12 protein-coding genes are annotated in these 18,908 nt (G+C 69.3%); 2 read left to right on the forward strand and 10 right to left on the reverse strand.

The genetic code is table 11. The features are described 5' to 3' along the window. Position 1 precedes the first annotated feature (1 nt). Positions 2 to 1,480, forward strand: a complete 1,479-nt coding sequence (locus QWI33_RS20950; RefSeq protein ID WP_289959017.1) for a family 43 glycosylhydrolase — start codon at positions 2 to 4, stop codon at positions 1,478 to 1,480. A 244-nt stretch (positions 1,481 to 1,724) separates the two neighbouring features. Beyond that, entirely contained in the window at positions 1,725 to 2,705 is a 981-nt protein-coding gene (locus QWI33_RS20955) for a LacI family DNA-binding transcriptional regulator (RefSeq protein ID WP_289959018.1), read from the forward strand. A 53-nt stretch (positions 2,706 to 2,758) separates the two neighbouring features. Here the strand turns inward: QWI33_RS20955 and QWI33_RS20960 are convergent, their stop codons facing one another. From QWI33_RS20960 to QWI33_RS21005, 10 genes are all read right to left on the reverse strand, one after another. Next, entirely contained in the window at positions 2,759 to 5,131 is a 2,373-nt protein-coding gene (locus QWI33_RS20960; RefSeq protein WP_289959019.1) for a glycosyl hydrolase 53 family protein, read from the reverse strand. Between the two features lie 18 nt (positions 5,132 to 5,149). Continuing rightward, positions 5,150 to 6,658 carry an RICIN domain-containing protein gene (locus tag QWI33_RS20965; protein WP_289959020.1) on the reverse strand — a complete coding sequence of 503 codons (1,509 nt, stop codon included), beginning with the start codon at positions 6,656 to 6,658 and terminating at the stop codon, positions 5,150 to 5,152. 177 nt (positions 6,659 to 6,835) lie between these two features. Continuing rightward, positions 6,836 to 9,118 (reverse strand): rhamnogalacturonan lyase family protein, encoded by a 2,283-nt coding sequence (locus QWI33_RS20970; RefSeq protein ID WP_289959021.1) that lies wholly within the window; start codon positions 9,116 to 9,118, stop codon positions 6,836 to 6,838. A gap of 127 nt (positions 9,119 to 9,245) precedes the next feature. Then, positions 9,246 to 10,550, reverse strand: a complete 1,305-nt coding sequence (locus QWI33_RS20975; RefSeq protein WP_289959022.1) for an RICIN domain-containing protein — start codon at positions 10,548 to 10,550, stop codon at positions 9,246 to 9,248. Between the two features lie 181 nt (positions 10,551 to 10,731). Continuing rightward, the gene (locus tag QWI33_RS20980; protein ID WP_353895500.1) at positions 10,732 to 11,760 is read right to left on the reverse strand and encodes a LacI family DNA-binding transcriptional regulator; all 1,029 of its coding nucleotides are present in this window, start codon (positions 11,758 to 11,760) and stop codon (positions 10,732 to 10,734) included. A 56-nt stretch (positions 11,761 to 11,816) separates the two neighbouring features. Beyond that, complete coding sequence (locus QWI33_RS20985) at positions 11,817 to 13,445, reverse strand: glycoside hydrolase family 53 protein (protein ID WP_289958329.1); 1,629 nt, start codon at positions 13,443 to 13,445, stop codon at positions 11,817 to 11,819. 98 nt (positions 13,446 to 13,543) lie between these two features. Further along, positions 13,544 to 14,431 carry a sugar ABC transporter permease gene (locus QWI33_RS20990; RefSeq protein WP_289958330.1) on the reverse strand — a complete coding sequence of 296 codons (888 nt, stop codon included), beginning with the start codon at positions 14,429 to 14,431 and terminating at the stop codon, positions 13,544 to 13,546. A gap of 3 nt (positions 14,432 to 14,434) precedes the next feature. Continuing rightward, positions 14,435 to 15,856, reverse strand: a complete 1,422-nt coding sequence (locus tag QWI33_RS20995) for a carbohydrate ABC transporter permease (protein ID WP_289958331.1) — start codon at positions 15,854 to 15,856, stop codon at positions 14,435 to 14,437. Positions 15,857 to 15,868: 12 nt separating this feature from the next. Next, the gene (locus QWI33_RS21000; protein WP_289958332.1) at positions 15,869 to 17,179 is read right to left on the reverse strand and encodes an extracellular solute-binding protein; all 1,311 of its coding nucleotides are present in this window, start codon (positions 17,177 to 17,179) and stop codon (positions 15,869 to 15,871) included. A gap of 332 nt (positions 17,180 to 17,511) precedes the next feature. Continuing rightward, positions 17,512 to 18,771 carry a family 16 glycosylhydrolase gene (locus tag QWI33_RS21005; protein WP_289958333.1) on the reverse strand — a complete coding sequence of 420 codons (1,260 nt, stop codon included), beginning with the start codon at positions 18,769 to 18,771 and terminating at the stop codon, positions 17,512 to 17,514. Positions 18,772 to 18,908 lie beyond the last annotated feature (137 nt).

Genomic DNA, 18,908 nt, shown 5'->3' on the forward strand with positions numbered 1-18,908 from the left:
CATGCCTCAGTACACTCGCCGGCGCTGGCGCACCTTCCTCGCGCTCGCCCTCACCACCGCACTCACGGCCCTCGGCCTCGTCGCGGCCTCCCAGGCCCCGGCCCAGGCCGCCGTCACACCCGGCACCTGGTACGTCATCACCAGCGCCCACTCCGGCCTCGCCCTCGACGTCAAGAACGCGTCGACCACGGCCGGGGCCGAACTCACCCAGTGGAACCGCACCGACGGCACGAACCAGCAGTTCCGGTTCGTGGACGCCGGCGGCGGCTACTACAAGATCCAGGTCAGGCACACGAACATGGTGCTCGACCTCTACCAGAAGAACACCGCGGACGGCGCGACCATCGCGCAGTGGAACGACCTCGGCGGCACCAACCAGCAGTGGTCCGTCCGCGAGCACTCGGACGGCTCGTACAGCTTCATCAACCGGCTCTCGGGCAAGGCCCTCGACCTGTGGGAATGGTCGACCACGCCGGGCAGCCGCATCTCGCAGTACACGTACGAGGGCTCGAACGCCCAGAAGTGGCGGCTGAACCAGGTCGGCGGCGGCAACCAGACCACCCTCGCCAACCCGATCCGCAGCAACGGCGCCGACCCCTGGATCGAATACTGGGACGGCTACTACTACATGTCCACCACCACCTGGAGCTCCACGGTCATCATGCGCCGCGCCACCACCCTGGCCGGTCTGAAGACCGCGAGCGACACCGTGGTCTGGAACGACGCGAACACCCCGAACCGCTGCTGCTCGCACTGGGCGCCGGAGTTCCACCGCATCAACGGCGTCTGGTACCTGATGTACACCTCGGGGAACTCGCAGACGAACCTCGACGGCCAGAAGCTCCACGTGCTGCGCTCGACGAGCTCGACCCCCATGGGGCCGTACGAGTTCATGGGCACGCCGCTGCCGAACCAGTGGAACATCGACGGCTCCTACCTGGAGTTGAACGGCAGCCTCTACCTGATGTGGAGCGAATGGGTCGGCGCGGACCAGTCGATCCGCATCGCGGCCATGTCGAACCCGTGGACCGTCACCGGCGCGCACGCCACGATCTCGCGGCCCAGCTACAGCTGGGAGACCGTGGGCTCGCGCGTCAACGAGGCGCCGGCCGTGCTCCAGCACGGCGGGAGGACGTTCGTGACCTTCTCGGCCTCCTCGTGCAACACGCCGGACTACAAGCTGGGGCTGCTCGAGCTCACCGGCTCGAACCCGCTCTCGGCCTCGTCGTGGACCAAGAAGCCGACGCCGGTGCTCCAGCGCGGCAACGGCGTCTACGGGCCGGGCCACAACGGGTTCTTCACCTCGCCGGACGGCACCGAGCAATGGCTGGTCTACCACGGCAACACCTCGACGAGCCAAGGCTGCGGCGACACGCGGCAGACCCGCGTCCAGAAGATCACCTGGAACGCGGACGGCACGCCGAACTTCGGCACCCCGGTCGCCAGCGGCGTCCAGTTCCCCGCACCCTCAGGGGAGTGACCGCCTGCAGCAGATGACGAGCGCCCGGCCGGAGACACCGGCCGGGCGCTGGTCTTTCCTCCCCGAATCCGCCGTCGCGCCACTGGCAATCGATGGACTCCGATGCGCTCGGCGGTGTTCGATAGGATTCGACGCGGTGGCCTCCGCCGCGGCACGAGTCCTCACGTGCGCCGCGGTGGCGCACACCATGGCATTCGGGCAGGAAACGGGCGGTGGAGGTGCGGTGAATCGCGGCAAGGTCACCATGAGCGACGTCGCACGGCTCGCGGGCGTGTCGCCGATGACCGTCTCCAACGTCATCAACGATCGCGTCCCCGTCAGCGACGGCGCGCGCGAGCGCGTCCTCGCGGCGATCCGCGAATCCGGCTACCAGGTCAACGCCGCGGCGCGGCACCTCAGGTCGGGACGCAGCGGGGTCATCGGGCTCGCCGTCCCCCAGATCGGCAACCCCTACTTCGGGATGTTCGCCGAGATGGTCATCGAGGAGGCCCAGCGGCACGGCTACCACGTCGCGATCGAGCAGACCGGCGCCCTCGCCACCGGCGAGGCCGCGGCGATCGCCCAGTCCCGCAGGCTCCAGTTCGACGGCCTGATCCTCTCAGCGGTGGAGATCGAGTCGCTGGCGCCCGATCACGGCAATCCGATCGTGCTGCTCGGCGAGCAGGACCTGGCGGGCCGCTTCGACCGTGTCACGGTGCCGAACGAAGGCGGTACCGCCGCGGCCACCGAGCATCTGATCGAGCAGGGGTGCGAGCGCATCGCGGTCGTCACCGGGGGCGATCTGAACCGCCTCACCATGTTCACGCGTCGCTACAACGGCTATCGCTCGGCGCTGGAGGACCGCGGGATCAAGCCCGATCCGCGACTGCGGTTCATGGTCGACGCGCTCTCGCGGGAGGGCGCCCGGGCCACCGGACGCCGGATCGCCGATGCGGATCTGGGCATCGACGGCGTGGTGGTCTTCAGCGACGTCGTCGCGATGGGGGTCATGCGGGGTCTGCGGGACCGGGGTGTCAGCGTGCCCGACGACATGCGCGTCATCGGGTTCGACGACGTCCCCGAATCCGCGGGCTACATCCCCTCGCTGTCCACGGTCTGCCCCGATCACCGGTGGAAGGCCGCCAAGGCCGTCGAGCTCGTCGTCGCGCGGATCGCCGACCCCGATCTGCCTCCTCGCGAGTTCACCGCCCCGTTCACCATCATCCGGCGGGAATCCACTGCCTGAGCGCGCACAAGACGCTGCGGCCGCCCGGCAAGGCGGCCGCAGCGCTCGTCACCTCAGAGGCCGGCGCACTGCCCGGTCCTGGGTCCCTTCACTTCGTTGGCCGCGCCGTTGTTCACGGGGGCCGGTGCACTGCCAGAGCATGACAGCGGACCGCTGATCTCGTTGCCCGCGATCACGTTCCACCCGTTCGTGCCGACCACGGTCACCGGACCGGAGACCCGGTTCGGGTCGCAGCCCAGGACGGGATCGCCCAAGGTCACCGAGGCGCTTCCGGTGAGGCTCACCGGTCCGCTGACCTGCGTGCCGCACACCATGACCAGCGCCGCGCCGTTCGCGGAGAGCGGGCCGGTGATCCGGGCGCCCTCCGCGACCAGCGCGGCCCCTTCGGCGACGTTCACCGGCCCGAACACGCGCGAACCCTCGCCCAGGCAGGTGGTGCCCGAGGCGACCGCGAGCGGCCCGTAGTGCGTGCCGCTCACGACCTTGTCGCATGCGACGGCGGCGAACTCGTCCACGACGTCGACCACCGCCGTCACTTCGCCGTACTCGGTCGTCCCGGCGACCTGGACGCGGCCGGCGGTGCCGGTCGCGTCTGCGGGCAGGTCGTCCCATGCCACCGGGACCGCCTTCTCGGTGCCGTCCGCGGTGGTCAGCACCTGCACCGTCTCCGGCAGCGCTGGAGCGCCGCCGGTCTCGACCGCCGTGTAGACCGTGTCCTCGACGACATGCGTGGCGCGGCTGCGGTTGTAGACGTCGATCGAGGCGTTGGGCTCGGAGGTGTTCGCCATGCCCGGCACCGACCGGAACATCGACTGCCAGCTCGCCGGCTCCCACAGGAGCGCGCCGGCGCCCTGGTTGCCCACGACGTCGTTGACCATCTGGAACACGTGCTGGATCGCGTCGGCCTGGCCCTGCACCGTGCGGGGGAAGGTCGAGTTGGGCTGGGTGCCGCCGCCGGTCGCCGGGTACGAGGTCTCGGCGATCTCCAGCTTGTACTGCGGATACGTGGTCGCGAGGGTGTGGAGGTTCGCCTCCATCTGCGCGAGGCTGCCGTGGTGCTCGGGGTAGTAGGAGAGCCCGAGCACGTCGAAGTCCTGGCCCTTGGCGTTGAGCCGGGTCGTCAGCTGCTCCCAGTACTCGCCCGCCTTGCCCATCCCGCTGATCCGGCCGACCACCGAGTGCAGCTCCACTTCGGACTCCGGGGAGGCGTCGCGGACCGCCGCGATGCCGGCCGCCAGGAGCGTCGTGAACCGGTCCCAGGAGTCCAGGTACCGCTGGCGCTCGGCCGGGTCCTCGGAGTACCGGTACTGCCACAGGATGCCGCCGCCGGGCTGCGACTGGTAGACCGACGCCTGGTTGCGGAAGTACGCCGGGTTCGCGCCCGCGTGCACCGCTTCGGTCGAAGGCGCACCGACGGCTTCGCTGCCCCACATGAACCCGTTGGCGATCTCGTTGCCGACCGCCACCTTGTCCGGCACGGTCCCCTGCTCGACCAGCTGCGAGACGTAGTCGTGGGTGTAGTCGTAGACCGCCTGGGTGAGCTCGGGGAACTCGAGTTCGGCCCAGGCCCGCGGCTTGGGCTGCTTGCCCGGGTCGGCCCACGAGTCCGCGTAGTGGAAGTCGATCCCGAGGCCGAGACCGCGCTCCTCGACCCACTGCGCCGAGGTCAGGGTCCGTTCGGGCCCTTGGTAGGGCACCGCGTTGAGGTTGCCGGTGGACTCGTTCCGGGGCTCGTTGAACACGCGCAGCCGCGTGTACTCCATGCCCCTGTCCTTCATGACGTCCAGCAGGTGCGGGCCCGCGCCGCGGTCCTCGGCCTGCGGGTGCACCCAGTACTGGCGGCCGCTGGGATCGTCCATCCAGGACAGGTCCGCGCCCAGGACGACGTCGTCCCGCAGGTAGTTGAAGACCTCCAGCTCGCTGATGCCGATCGTCGCCCCCGGGGAGGCCGCCGTGAAGGCGACGCGCACGAACCGGGTGCCGGGCTGCGTGAACAGGTCCACGCCGCCCGAACCCGGTGCGGCACTGGCCGACCGGTCCGCAATGCGATCCCAGGACTCGCCGTCCGGGGAGGCCTCGACCGTGTACTGGTAGACGGCGCCGGGATCGGGAAAGACCACGTGCACCTTGCGGAGGTTGTCGTAGGCGCCGCCCAGGTCGAGCTGCAGCCACTGCCCCGGGCCGGATTCGCTTGCCACCCAAGCGGTCGCAGGGTCCTGGTCCACCGCCAGGCCGGCGGTGTCGGCGCCGCTGGCGGCGGTCGCCTCCACCCACGGCTTCGCGGCGAGGTTGCTCTCGATCGGCTGGATTCCCGCCTCTCCGTAGAGGGCCGCGGCCGGCGAGGCCGGACCGAGGGCGCCCACCAGCGCCCCGGCGAGGATCAGCGCCGCCGAGGCACCGGCGGCACTGCGTTGCGGAGGTCTCATGAAGGGTTCCTTTCGGGGTCAGCGGAACAGGCCGGCGGGGACGATCCCCTGGGTGCGCATCTCGTTGCGGACGAGCTGCGCGAACTGGTCGGCGCCGTAGTCCGAGGTGTGGGTGTTGTCGCCCGCCTCGTTGGTGAGGAACAGGGCCTTGGAGCCCTCGGTGCCGAGCTGCTCGACCATCCGCTTGGTGAGGGCGGTCAGGTCGATGAGGTCCACGCCCTGCTGCTGCGCGAGGGTCCGCATCTCGCGGGGGAGGTCGACGCCGACGCCGTTGACGTGCAGGGCCGTGCCGTTGTTGAGGGTGCCGTCGCTGTTGAACGAGCGGCGGACGATCGGCGTGACGAGGACCGGCACGCCGCCCTGGGCCTCCACACCGTCGATCAGCCGGGTGAGGTTGCTGCGGAAGGTCGAGGCGTTCGTCTGCTTGTCGTTGTGCCCGAACTGGATCAGCACCACGTCCCCGGGCCGGATGAGCGGGCGCATGGTCGGGAAGAGGCGCGAGTTGGAGAGGAACGAGCCCGAGCTCTCGCCGGAGTCGGCGTAGTTCGCGACCGACAGGCCCTGGTTGAAGTACTGCGGGAGCGCCTGGCCCCAGCCGGCGTACGGGCGCGTGTGCTGGTCGCAGACGGTGGAGTCGCCGGCGAGGAACACCTGCGGCTGCCGCGCAGGCGTGACGGTGACGCTCGCCAGGCGCGGTGCCGATCCGCCGAAGTACAGGTCGAGGCCGGGGCTGCCGGTGGTGCCGGTGGGCTGGCCCTCGGGGCTGCGCACATTGACGGTGAAGGCCTTCGTGACCTGCTGTCCGGCGGCGGTGGTCGTGGTGCCGAGCATGGTGCGGCGCGCTTCGGCCGTCACCACGGTGGAGCCGGCCTGGGCGCCGCCGAGGACCACGGTGACGTCGTACGTTCCGGGTGCGACGTTGTAGCGGCAGGTGATGGACGAGGTGCCGGTGCAGCCTTCGAGGCCGCCGCCGCCGGGGCCGCCGCCCTCATCGACCGGGATGAGCTGGAACTGCTGGTTGGTGCCGCCGTTGGCGGTGTACTGGCTGATGCGGGTGCCCGGGGTCGTCGAGCGCTCCCAGACGTCCAGGGCCTTGCCGGAGAAGCGGTTGACGAACGTGGCGTAGCCGCCGCTCTCCTGGACCTGCCACTGCTGGTTCGTGGAGTTCTGGTCGGTGTACTGGGCGATCGTCGCGCCGTTGGCGGCGTTCTGCTCCCAGACGTCGAGGACCTGGCCCGAGTGGCGGGCCTGGATCCGGTAGTAGCCGCTGCCGGCGTCGATGAAGCGGAACTGCTGGTGCTGCGCGTCGGTCCGGTTCGCCTGCACCAGACCGGCGCCGGTCGCGGTGGAGGCGCCCTGGATCTCGAAGACCAGGCCGGAGGATCGCGACTGGATGACGTACCAGGCCGAGGTGTCCGGCGCGGCGGAGACACCTGCGGGGGAGATGACGAGGAAGGTGAGGACCACTGCGGCGGCGGCCAGGAAGGTCGCCGACCGCCGCAGCCATCGGGCGGGGGAGAAGCGCATGGCGCGCTCCAATCTCTTGTAGGTCGAATGGGTGCTCGCGGCGCCCTTCAGGAGGAGCGCCGAGCCGGTGCGCGTCGGCCCCGGCGTCGCCGCCGGGGCCGTTGGGAAGGAAGGAGATCGTGCATGGACCGCGGGGCCCGGGCGTTCCGGCACGGCGTCCGGACCCCGCGGGGCTTTTTACGGGGTGTGGATGTCAGGCCAGGGATAGGCGGTCTTGTCGCTGCCGATGTAGAAGCTCGGGTGCGGCGGCTGGTTGTACGCGGTGTTCTGCCAGGCGATGGCGACCCGGTACTGGACGTCGTGCATCAGGGTGGCGATGCGCAGGTTCGTCTGGTGCGGGGTCGCGTAGATCCGCAGGCGGGTGCTGTCGCTGGTCTTCCAGACGACTTCCTCGCGCCAGTCGCCGAACAGGTCGGCGGACAGGCCCGGAGTGGACTTGGTGCCGTTGTTCGAGGTGACGCCCGATCCGCTCAGGAGCGTCCCGGAGGGGTAGTTGGTGATCTGGGTGCCGTCGAGCAGCTCGCGCTCGCCGTCACCGTCCCACCAGGACAGGAAGTTCATCGAGCCGGGCTTCGACCCGATGTTCTGGCCCGAGGCGTTGAGCAGGCCGCCGACGTTCGCCGACCAGTACTCCGAGCCCGGGTTGGAGGCGAGGACGTTCGCGCCGACGCCGCGACCGTTGTCGCCGCTCGCGCCGGTCTGGAACAGGACCTGCCCGTTGGAGGCGTTCAGGTGCGAGGACGGCTGGTTCCCGGACTCGTGGACCATGAACACCTCCTGGCCGGCGCGGCTGGGGATGTGGTCGGTCACGTGCTGGGCGTCGCCGTGGCCGAACCGGGTGTTCCACAGCGGCTGCCCGTTCGAGCCGACGGCCATGGCGCCGTAGACGACGTCCTGGTTGCCGTCGCCGTTCATGTCGGCGACGGAGAGGCTGTGCGCGCCCTGGCCCGCGTACTGGGAGCCGGCGGTGTTGGAGTCGAAGGTCCAGCGGGTGGTCAGGTCGGTGCCGTTCCAGTCGACCGCCCAGATCACGCTGCGCGTGTAGTAGCCGCGGGCGAAGATCATCGACGGGGTCTCACCGTCCAGGTAGGCGGTGCCGGCGAGGAACCGGTCGACCCGGTTGCCGTAGTTGTCGCCCCAGGAGGAGACGTTGCCGCGCGGCGGGTTGTAGTTGACGGTGTCCATCGCGGCGCCGGTCTGACCGTTGAAGACCGTCAGGAACTCGGGACCGGTCAGGATGTAGCCCTCGCCGTTGCGGTGGTCGGCGCTCGAGGAGCCGATGACGGTGCCGGCGCCGTCGCGGGTGCCGTCGGCGGTCTTCATCGCGACTTCGGCCTTGCCGTCGCCGTCGTAGTCGAAGGCCTGGAACTGGGTGTAGTGCGCGCCGGAGCGGATGTTGCGGCCCAGGTCGATGCGCCAGAGGCGGGTGCCGTCGAGCTTGTACGCGTCGACGATGGTGTTGCCGGTGTAGCCCTCCTGCGCGTTGTCCTTGGCGTTCGTCGGGTACCACTTCACGATCAGCTCGTACTTGCCGTCCCCGTCGAGGTCGGCGGTGCTGAGGTCGTTGGCCTCGTAAGTGAACGAGCCGGAGGGCGTCGAGCCGCCGGCGGGCTTCTGGATCGGGACGTCGAAGTAGCCGCTGGAGTTGAAGGTCACCTCGGTGCCGGAGGCGGCGCCTTCCGTGCCGTTCGTGACGGCCCTGACCGTGTACTGCGAGGACGACGAGCCGCCGTTGTCCAGGTAGTTCGTCGCGCCCGTCAGCGGCGAGCCGTTCACCTTGGTGCCGTCGCGGTAGACGTTGAACGCCACGTTCTCGGCGTCCGTGCCCAGGAGCCGCCAGGACACGAGGCGCCCGCTGCCCGAGGGCACCACGGTGACGCCGCGCGTCAGCGCCTCGACCTCGTACCGGCCGTCCCCGCCCGGCCCCGGGCCGCCCGTGGTGGGTTCGCCGGTCGGCTCACCGCTGTCGGTGACCTCGACGTAGTCGATGTTCGGCAGTCCGGCGGCCGTGGAGGCGGACAGCTGGACGGTATTGCTCCCGGCGTTCACCGGTACGGTCACGGTCTTGGTGGACCAGGTGGTCCAGGCGCCGGTCGCCGTGAACGTGCTCGCCGACTGCACGGTGGCGCCGTTGACGAGGATGTTCGCCGAGCGGGTGTCGGTGCCGCCGTGGGCGTACCGGATGGCCAGGGTGGCGTTCCCGGCGGTCGCGGCGTTGATCGTGAACCGGGAGGAGGCCCCGACCGCGTTGTTGGCGTTGCAGAACCCTGAGCCGGAGTACCCGGTGTGGTTCGTGTCGATCGTGCCGTCGCAGACGGCCGGGGCGGTCTCGGCCTCGTAGCGGGTGGTCGCCGCGTCGGCGGCGTTCACCGCCATCATCGTGGCCGCGACGGCGGCCACCAGGCCCGTGACCGCCGCCACGGGTGCTCGCAGGCGTCTCGCCCGTCGAGAGGTTGACATGTGCATGTTCACTCCGAAGTCGTTGGGGGAGCACCCGACCGGGACGGCGCCGGCGTTTCATGCCGGACAGGCCGCCGACGCCGTCACGGCGGGTGGCGCTGAATCGTTCTAATCGCTTCGTCGCGGTTCAGACCGCTTGGCGGGTGAAGCGCTGGTTGGTGCCGCCGTTGGGGGTGTACTGGGAGATGCGGGCGCCGTCGGCGGTGGAGCGTTCGTAGACGTCCATGGCGAGGCCTGATTGGCGGTTGATGATGCTGACGACGTTGTTGCCGTGGTCGGTCAGGCGCCATTGCTGGCTGGCGGCGCCGGTGTCGGCCTGCTGGGTGATGTCGGCGCCGTTCGAGTTGCTCGCGACCTGCAGGACGAGCCCGGAGTGGCCGGCCTTGATCTTGAAGTGGCCTTCGCCGACGTCGATGAACTGGAACTGCTGGTTGGTGCGGCCGGTGCCCGACCACTGGTGGAGCAGCGCTCCGGCGCTGGTGGAGACGCCGTTGATGTCGGCGTACTTCCCGCTGTGCTGCGCGACGAGCCGGTAGGTGCCGGGTTCGGTGGGTGTGGTGTCGCCGAGCGCGGCCTCCCAGCGGGTGCCGGAGCCGGAGGCGTCGGCGGGCAGGCGGTCGCGGGCGGCGGTGTCGCCGTACATGGTCCAGCGGGCCCAGTCGACCACCGTGCGCGGGAAGCGCTGGTCGCTCCAGAAGCTCGTGTGGCTGCCGCCGACGAAGGTGAGGAACGCCTTGGGCCAGGTCATCTCGGTGTAGGCCTGCCGCGCCGAGTTGTACCCGGTGAGGTCGTCGCGGTCGCCGTGGACGAACAGGACCTTGGCGTTGACCGAACTGGACGGCGTGCCCTGGTCGGTGCAGGACTGCGGGTTGGCCGAGATGATGCGGCTGTCGGCCCAGCGGGTCAGCAGGCCGTGAGTCGTCATGCCGCCCAGGGAGTGGCCCGAGACGCCGACGCCGATGTCGGTGCGGATGTGCCCGGCCAGCGGACCGCTGTTGTTGAGCGCGAGGGTGTTGGTGATGGCCTGCGAGACGTCCTTCGGGGTCTCGCCGTTGCCCACGTCGCTCGGGTTGTGGTTGAAGTGCGGGGCGGGGACGATGAAGCCCGCCTCGGCCAGGCGCCGGATGATGAACAGGGAGTTCTGCGGGCTGCTCTGGAAGCCGTGCGTGAAGTTGTAGACGGGGAAGACGCCGTTCGCGACCGGGGCGTCCGTCACCGGGTTGGCGCCGACGGTGCCGCTGGCCGCCGGGTAGTAGACGTAGGTGGTGACCGCGCGGCTGCCGCGGGTCCAGTTGTAGCGGCGCACGCCCACGGGGAAGGGGTTGGCCGGCGCCGGATCGGCGAGCGCGGAGCCCGCGCCGAAGAGGGACGCGCCCACTCCCACGGCCCCGGCCATGCCCAGGCCGAGGAAGGTCCGTCGTTGCATTGTCATGAGTGCTCCTCCAAGGAGAGTCGTGAGGGTCGCCGGCACTGAGCAGATAACTGTGAACGTGCACAGCGAGGATTAATATATCGTCACAATTTGAGATAGTCAAGAACTTCGATATGTACTTCTGGTCCGCGTCTGCGCATTGCGAGCAGCCGAGCATGACCGGCTCGGCGAGCCGTGTCGTTCAGGCGCTGTCGCGGACGATCAGCTCGGTCGGCAGGACGACCGACTCGACCGCCTGCTCGTCGAGCAGGGCGAGCAGCAGGCGCACGGCCTCTCCGGCGACCTCGGCCAGCGGCTGGCGGATCGTGGTGAGCCTCGGGTTGGTCGCGGTGGCGATCGCCGAGTCGTCGAACCCTGCGACGGCCACGTCCCCGGGCACGCTGCGCCCGGCCGCATGGAGCGCCTGGAGTGCGCCGGCGGCCATGAGGTCGGAGGCGACGAAGACCGCGTCGAGGGCCGGGAACTGCTGCAGGAGCTCGCGCATCGCCTTCTCCCCGCCGGCCTGGGTGTAATCGCCGTGGACCACCATGCGCTTGTGGACCCTGCGGCCCAGCACGCTCGTGAAGCCCTCCATCCGCAGCGATCCGCCCGGGGTGTCGACGGGGCCGGTGATCATGCCGATCTTCTTGCGGCCCTGCTCGACCAGGTACGTCGTGGCCTGCCTGGCCCCGCCCCGGTCGTCGGCCGCGGCGTAGGGGACGACGCGCTCCTGCCCGAGCACCGCCCCGCACGCCACCGAGGGGACGTGCGAGCGCTCGATGGCCTCCAGGAGCGGATCGTCGGCATGGGTCGAGATCAGCAGCGCCCCGTCGGCGTGGCCGCCGCGCAGGTAGCGCGCGACCCGGTCGCGGCCCCCGTCGTCGCCGGCGATCATGAGCACCAGGGACATGTCGTGCTCGGCGAGCTGATTGGTCGCCACCCGCATGAGCACCGAGAAGTTCGGGTCCTCGAACAAGCGCTCCTGCGGCTCCGAGAGCACCATGACGACCGATCCGGTCCGGCTGGTCTTCAGGCTCCGGGCGGCCCGGTTGACGACGAATCCGGTCTCGGCGACCGCCCGCCGCACTGCCAGTTCGGCGGCCAGCGAGACGTTGGTCCTGCCGTTGAGGACGCGCGAGACCGTGCCGCGTGAGACGCCTGATGCCGCTGCGACGTCGTTGATCGTGGGTCGTTTCCGTGCCAAGTTCTTTAGCCCCTGCGTGAGTTCCATTGGCGAGCCGACGATGTCGAGGGAGGCCGCCCGTGCAGGGCGGCCTCCCTCCCGCCTCACGCGGTGCGAGTGAGGCTCACTGAATCGAAGTTGATCCAGTTGCCGGCGTTCGCGTTCGAATAGAACCCGATCTCGATCTGCCCGCTGGTGACCTGGACGCCGGTGATCGACACCTGCGTCCATGTCGAGGTCACCGGCAGGTTGGCCTGCCGCTCGGTCCCGCCGTGGTTCTTCGCGTACATGCGCGCGGCGTTCTGACCGCCGCCGTTCATGACCCAGGCGGTGAGCGTGTAGGTCCCGTTGGGCACACTGCGCGACTGATAGGTCGAGACGGTGTACGCGCTGTTCTTCCAGTGCGTGCCCTTGGCACTGCCCTGGTGGAAGCCGCCGCGCGTCTCGCGGAAGGCCGCGTCGAGGTTCGTGCTGCTCGACGACCACACGCTCCACCCGGTCGCGGTCCGGCCGCTGCCGGACTCGAAGCCCGGGTTGGTCAGCACGTTCTCGCCGGTTCCGGGATTGCCGCCCCCGCCGGTGACCTCGCCGAAGAAGTCGAGTGTCGACAGCTTGTTCCCGTTGTGGTCGAACAGGGTCTGGTTGTCCCAGGAGTTGCTCTCGCCGGCCTGGTCGTTGATGTACGACATGCCCGCGGGCTTGGCCCAGGTGGTGTCGCCGGTCCAGGCCGCCTCCCACCAGACCAGGCCGCGGCCGCGGTCGTTCGGGACGTCCGCGATGGCGTCCTGGAGGTCCCGCAGGAACTGCGTCTGGCCCGCCACGGTCGCCGGGTAACCCGATTCGCCGGCATGGCTGCTGGTGAAGATGTTGCCCCGGCCGTCCCCGTCCGCGAGGGTCCAGGCGTAGGCGGTCTCGACGACCATGACGTCCTTGCCGTAGCGCGCGGCGACGTCGTTCATGTTGGTGCGCAGCTGGTTCATGGTGCCGTGCCAGTACGGGTAGTACGACATCGCGATGATGTCGTACGGGACGCCCTGGTTGCGGGCGTTGTCGAACCAGGTGCGGTAGGCGGCGTTGTTCCCGCCGCGGTCGAGGTGCAGCGCGATCTCGATGCCGGTGCCGCCCTCGTGGACGCCCGCGATGCCGGCCTTGAGCAGGCCGCCGAGCTGCGACCAGTTCGAGGTGCTGCCGGTGGGCTGCAGCATCCCGTTGGTGATCTCGTTGCCCACCTGGACGATGTCGGGCTTGGCGCCCGCGGCGGTCATCTGCGCGACGACGTCGCGGGAGTAGGTGCGCACCGCGGAGGTCAGCTGGCTGTAGGACAGGTTCTGCCAGGCCTTGGGCTTGATCTGCTTGCCCGGGTCGGCCCAGAAGTCGGAGTAGTGGAGGTCGAGGAGCACGTCCATGCCGAGGGCCTTGGCGCGCTGCGCGAGCGCGATGGTCTTCGCCAGGTCGTTGGTGCCGCCGCCGTACGGCTGGCCCGAGGTGCTGTACGGGTTGTTCCACAGCCGCAGCCGCACCAGGTTGGCGCCGCTGTCGGCCATGATCTCGAGCGCGTCGCCTTGGACGCCGCCGTCGTAGAAGCGTTCGCCGCTGGCCTCGACCTCGGCGAGGGTGCCGACGTCGACGCCCATGTAGAAGTCGTCCCTCACGGCCTGGGCCGGGGAGGAGGCCGTGGCGAACGCGACGAAGCCCATGGCGGCCGTGAGGGCCACCGCGATCATCCGTCTCATGTGTCGCTCCTTTGCGATCGTGGGTCGGGCGCCGGGGCGCCCGCTGCGGCGGCGCGGGGCCGCCGACATCGAGGTGGCCGCTGGCGGCCTCGGCGTGCTCATCCCTTCTCCGCGCCCGCCATGGCCCCGGTGACCAGGTGGCGCTGGAGGACGATGTAGAGGATCGTGATGGGCAGGGCGAGGGCCACAGCGCCGGCGGCGAAGGTGGTGAAGTCGTTGCTGTACTGGTCGGTGATCATCTGGAACAGGCCCAGGGCGACGGTCTGCTTGTCGCCGCTCTGCAGCAGGAGCCGGGGGAGGATGAAGTCCATCCACGGCGCCGTGAACGAGGTGATCGCCACGAAGGTGAGCATGGGGCGCATGAGCGGCAGCACGATCTTCCGGAAGATCGTGAGCCTCCCGGCCCCGTCGAGCGCGGCGGCCTCGTCGAGGCTCGCGGGCAGGTTGTCGGTGAAGCCCTTCATAAGCCACGTGTTGTACGGCAGGGCCGCGGCGATGCTCACCAGCGCGAGGCCGGTGAGGGAGTCGAGCAGGCCGAAGTTGAGGAACAGCATGTAGACGGCGATCGCGGTCAGGAAGCTCGGGAACATCTGGAGGATGAGGATGCCGAGCATGCTGGCCTTGCGGCCCCGGAACCTGATGCGGGAGAACACCCACCCGCACAGCGCGGAGAGGGCGACGGAGCCGATCATGTTGATCGTGGCGACGTAGAGCGAGTTGAGGTACCAGCGCCCGTAGTCGGTCCGCGTGAACAGGTGCACGTAGTTGTCGAACGTCGCGTTCTCGGGGATCGGGGTGGCGTTGGCCAGCCCGCCGCCGGGGCCGAAGGAGGATCCGACGACCCAGATGAGCGGGTAGATCACGATGACCGCGACGACGGCGAGGATGAGGTGCATGATCGCGCTGGTGGCGCCGTCGCGCACGCGCTGGCGGCTTCCGGCGCTCGCCTCGCGGCGGGTCCGGGTGCTCCTTGGAATGGCGGCCATGGCTCAGAGCTCCCGGATCGCTTTGGTGCGGTTGAGGTTCACCACGGAGATGGCGCCGACGATGACGAAGATGACCAGGCTCATCACGGCGCCGATGTTGTAGAGGCGGTTGTCGAGCGTGAGCTTGAACAGCCAGGTGACGAGCAGATCGGTGCTTCCCGCGAAGCGGTAGTCCACATTGTCTGGACCGCCTTCGGTGAGGAAGTAGATCACCCCGAAGTTGTTGAAGTTGTGCACGAACGACAGGATGATGAGCGGCGTGACCGTCCGCTGGACGATCGGCAGCGTGATGTAGCGGAACTGCTGCAGCGCCCCGGCCCCGTCGATGCGGGCGGCGTCGTAGTAGCTCTCGGGGATGTTCGCGAGGACCCCGCCGACGAGGGCCATGAAGAACGGGAACCCGAGCCACAGGTTGACCAGGAGCGCGACCGCCCGAGCGAGGTTCGGGCTGGTCGGGTCGGTGAACCAGTAGACGCGCTCGTCGGTGAGGCCGACGTCGACCAGCCATTGGCTGATGGGTCCGAACTGGCCGTTGAACATCGAGCGGAACACCAGGGCGGAGACGATCGCGGGCACGGCCCACGGCAGGAGGAACACCGAGCGCCACACGCGTGGGACCTTGACCCGCTTGCTCGCCAGCATCACCGCGATGAGCAGCCCCGCCGCGTACGTCGTGACCGTGGCGATCACCGCCCACACGATGGTCCAGCCGAGGATGCCCGCGAACGTCGAGGCCCACGAGGGGACGGCGAAGATCGTCGCGAAGTTGTCGAACCCCACCCAGCTGACGAGGTTCTTCGGCGGCAGGTTGTCGCGGCTGTAGTCGGTGAACGCCACGAGGATGCCGAACAGCACCGGCAGCACCGACATGAAGACCAGGAGGACCAGGCCGGGCGAGAGCGCGATGAAGGCGAAGGCGCCCTCCCACAGGCGCTTGAAGTAGGCGCCTGAGGTCTCGGCCCGGTCTCCGGCGTTCAGCGCGGCCCGGTAGCGGGCCGCGTCGCGAATGCTCCAGATCCAGATGATCGCCAGCAGGCCCAGCGTCAGGAGGGCGATGAGCCCGTTGGCCATGAGGACGATCGAGTTGTCGCCCTCGGTGAGGCCGGTCATCGTCATCTCGCGGGGCTGCGTCCCGAGCGTGAACAGCCCCCACAGGCCGCGGATGAAGAATCCGCCGTTCGAGCGCGGGGTGAACTCCATGCCCGCGTAGTAGTTGCCGGTGGCGATCTCCCAGGTGACCGCGCCGGCGAAGAACGTGAAGAAGAACGCGGCCTTGCCCGCCTGGCGGTTGAGGAGCTGGCCCGCCCCCCACACCAGTGCCGAGGCGGCGCCCGGTACCGCGGAGGGGAGTCCGGCTCCCGCCCGGCCCGGGCCGCGCGGTGCGCGGGCCCGGGCCGGGGATGCGGGTGTCTCAGTGGTGGTCACAGCGGTCGGTCCCTAGAGCCCGTGCAGTTCGTCGTAGGTCGTCACGGCCTTCTCCTGGGCGGCGGCGGAGTCGGACAGGTCGTCCCACACGTCGACGACCATCGCGTCGCCGACCTCCCAGAAGTACTCCGGCACCTGCGGGATGAGCTCGGCGTTGGCCGACTGCGCGACGATGCCCGCCACGTGGGGGTCGTCCGCGATGCCTTCGATGCCCGAGAGCAGGTCCTGGTTGAGCGCGGGGATCTGGCCGCTCGAGGCGTAGACGGCGGCGGCGCCGGCGTCGGAGGCCATGAAGTTGGCGAAGACGCGGGCCGCGGCCGGGTACTCGGAGTATCCGGAGACGGCGGCGACGTGCATGCCCGCGAACGCGCCGGGGGTCTCGCCGCCCGCGACGCCGGGGAGGGTGGTCACGCCGTACTCGAAGCCGTTCTCGGCGGCGCCGGTGTCGAAGAGCGAGAAGCTCCAGGGGCCGGTGATGACGTAGGGGGTCTCGCCCTTGGCGAAGCCCTCCTCGATGACCTCCCAGGTGCTGTCGGCGCTGGGAACGTTGTAGATGTCGCGCAGGCCGGCGTAGTAGTCGAGCGCGGCGGTCAACGCCGGGTCGTCGAACCCGGGTGCGTCCACATTGCTGTCGGGGTAGACCTGCCAGCCCATGGCGGAGAGGATCGGGTAGGCGCGGTAGATCTCCATGGTGGACATGCGGATCGTCCAGCGGTTGGCGCCCGGGTCGTTGTACTCGGCGGCGAGCGCCTGGATCTCCTCCCAGGTGGCGGCGGGCTCGGGGGAGCCGGTCAGCTCTTCGAGGAGGGTGGTGTTGTACATGAGCGCGAGCGACTCGGTGGTCACCGGGACCGCGTGCATCTGGTCTTCGGCGGTGACGACGCTGGTGAAGGCCTCGCTGATGCGCTCGTTCAGGACGCCGGTGTACTCGCCCAGCGGGGCGGCGGTCCCGTCGTCGATCGCGTTGGGGATCTCGTTGTAGAAGGTCATGAAGACGTCGGCGCCGGTCCCGGCCTCGCCGGCCAGGGCCATCTTGTCGACCGCGTCGTGCTTGCCGACGAGCTCGTACTCGACCTTCATGTCCGGGTACTCGTCTTTGAACTCCTCCTTGAAGGCGGCGATGACGGCCTCGGCGAGGTACTCCTCCTCGAACCAGACCTTCAGCGGCACCTTGCCCGAGGCGATGTCCTCTTCGATGACGTACTGCCGAGTCTCGGCGTCCCACTCCAGTTCGGAGGATTGCTCCTCTTCGGTGGGGCCGCCGCAGGCGGTCAGTCCGAGCGCCGCCGCCGCGGCGAGCGCGATAGCTCCTCTGCGTCGCATGTGCATGTCCTTGTCTCAGTGAGGGATGCCGCCGCCGGTCCGCGGCGACTGTGAACGTTTACAGCAACGTAGCGACATGTATCACTGGGCGCAAGCGAGAGATATTCCTTATGTGGCATTTGCATTATGATTGTTACGATAAAAAGTTGAGAAATCGTGCCCGCAGACTTGGGTCCTCGAGGGCGGCACCGCATCGCGGTGCCGCCCTCGTCCCAGGCCCCCGTGGCCGGGCCCGTAGCGGGTCGAGCGGAGGGTCCAGCGCTGGTCGCTGCAGTTGCTGCAGGTCCAGCGGAGGAGCGGGTGCCGTTGGCGCTGACCGCTTTCGGAGCGGGCTACCGCCGTTCGAGTGCCCAGACGGTGTTCGCGTCCGCCGCCCCGGTGTTCCACGCGACCGAGGCGCCCGTCCCGTAGAGGTAGCCGCGACCGCTCTGCTTGTTGTCGATCCGGAATCCGCCGGAGACGGGCGTGATCGCCCAGAGCGTGTCGTCGCCGACCCGCGCTTCGCCCCAGATGACCTTGCCGTTGGGATCCGTGTCGAGGTACCCGCGGCCTTCGCGCACGTTGTCGATCGTCCAGTAGCCGGGCTGCTGCTCGGTGAGCGTCCACAGCTGGTCGTCATAGGTGCTTCCCGCCTCCAGCGCGATCGCGCCGGCGGCCCCCGAGTCGAGGTACTGCCCGGTGGAGACGTTGCGGACCCGGTAGGTCTGGCCGCTGCGGGGGTCGGCGGCGTCGGCGGCGCGCTTGTACGCGCGGAAGTAGTCGACGACCAGTTCCTTCGGCCGGGGGTCGCTCGGGTCGACCGTGCCGGTCCAGTCGGCGTGCTCGTAGATGCCGAGGTAGAACACGGCCGGGTAGGTGAAGGACTGGTTGATGGTCCTGGTCAGGACGTTGTCGATGTAGAGCTTGAACTGGGTGGGCGTCCACTCGAGGGCGTAGATGTGCATCTCCGCGGTCATGTCGAACCCGACGCCGACCTGTTCCCGGTGCGTCGAGAGGTTCGGGTCCGACCAGCTGAAGAGGTTCCAGTTGAACTTGCTCTTCCCGTGGATGCCCGCGTGCTCCAGGACGTCGACCTCCCCGCGCTGCTCCCATGTGTCCTGCCTGCCGGTCAGCCAGAACGCGGTGTGGATGCCGCTCCTGGCGGAGCTCTTCGCGCGGACCTCGAAGTAGCCGTACTGGGGCGTGTACTTCATGTCGGTGGGGATCGAGTGGTCGAACTCGTTGTCCTTGTGCAGGTTCGTCCGCTGTCCGGTCTGGACGCTCGACACCTTCATGGGGTTGCCGCTGTAGTAGGTGGGCTGGTCGTCGTCGATGCGGAGCACGAGGGCGTCGTCCCGGAACCCGTACCGGGCCGTGGACCGCGCGACGGTGGTCCGGGACTCCAGGTACCTGGGAATCCACAGGTCCGTGTCCAGGCTGCCGGTGTTGAACTCGTCGTGCCGGTCGAGGATCCACCCCGGCTTCTCGAGCGGGTTCGGCGGCATCTCCGCCGCGGACGCGGGCGCGTCCAGCAACGCCGACAAGGCGAGGGCGCCACCGCCTGCGAGCAGGCCGCGGCGGGCGAGTTTCACGCGTTTGGGATCGAAAGCCATGAGGGTCTCCTTCGGAGGATGTCCTGCACAAGGAACGTGCCGGCAGTAAGCGGAGCGCCCTTGCCGTGGACGCCGGGCAGTGCCGCTGTATGAGGCGCAGCGATCGCCGCGGCACTGCAAAATCAGAATGACAACGG

The organism is Glycomyces tritici, assembly GCF_030403505.1.

Bases quoted from the DNA above. Each gene is read 5' to 3' on its own strand.
- QWI33_RS20950 (WP_289959017.1), top strand. From the start codon at position 2: ATGCCTCAGTACACTCGCCGGCGCTGGCGCACCTTCCTCGCGCTCGCC.
- QWI33_RS20955 (WP_289959018.1), top strand. From the start codon at position 1,725: ATGAGCGACGTCGCACGGCTCGCGGGCGTGTCGCCGATGACCGTCTCC.
- QWI33_RS20960 (WP_289959019.1), bottom strand. From the start codon at position 5,131: ATGAGACCTCCGCAACGCAGTGCCGCCGGTGCCTCGGCGGCGCTGATC.
- QWI33_RS20965 (WP_289959020.1), bottom strand. From the start codon at position 6,658: ATGCGCTTCTCCCCCGCCCGATGGCTGCGGCGGTCGGCGACCTTCCTG.
- QWI33_RS20970 (WP_289959021.1), bottom strand. From the start codon at position 9,118: ATGTCAACCTCTCGACGGGCGAGACGCCTGCGAGCACCCGTGGCGGCG.
- QWI33_RS20975 (WP_289959022.1), bottom strand. From the start codon at position 10,550: ATGACAATGCAACGACGGACCTTCCTCGGCCTGGGCATGGCCGGGGCC.
- QWI33_RS20980 (WP_353895500.1), bottom strand. From the start codon at position 11,760: ATGGAACTCACGCAGGGGCTAAAGAACTTGGCACGGAAACGACCCACG.
- QWI33_RS20985 (WP_289958329.1), bottom strand. From the start codon at position 13,445: ATGAGACGGATGATCGCGGTGGCCCTCACGGCCGCCATGGGCTTCGTC.
- QWI33_RS20990 (WP_289958330.1), bottom strand. From the start codon at position 14,431: ATGGCCGCCATTCCAAGGAGCACCCGGACCCGCCGCGAGGCGAGCGCC.
- QWI33_RS21000 (WP_289958332.1), bottom strand. From the start codon at position 17,179: ATGCGACGCAGAGGAGCTATCGCGCTCGCCGCGGCGGCGGCGCTCGGA.
- QWI33_RS21005 (WP_289958333.1), bottom strand. From the start codon at position 18,771: ATGGCTTTCGATCCCAAACGCGTGAAACTCGCCCGCCGCGGCCTGCTC.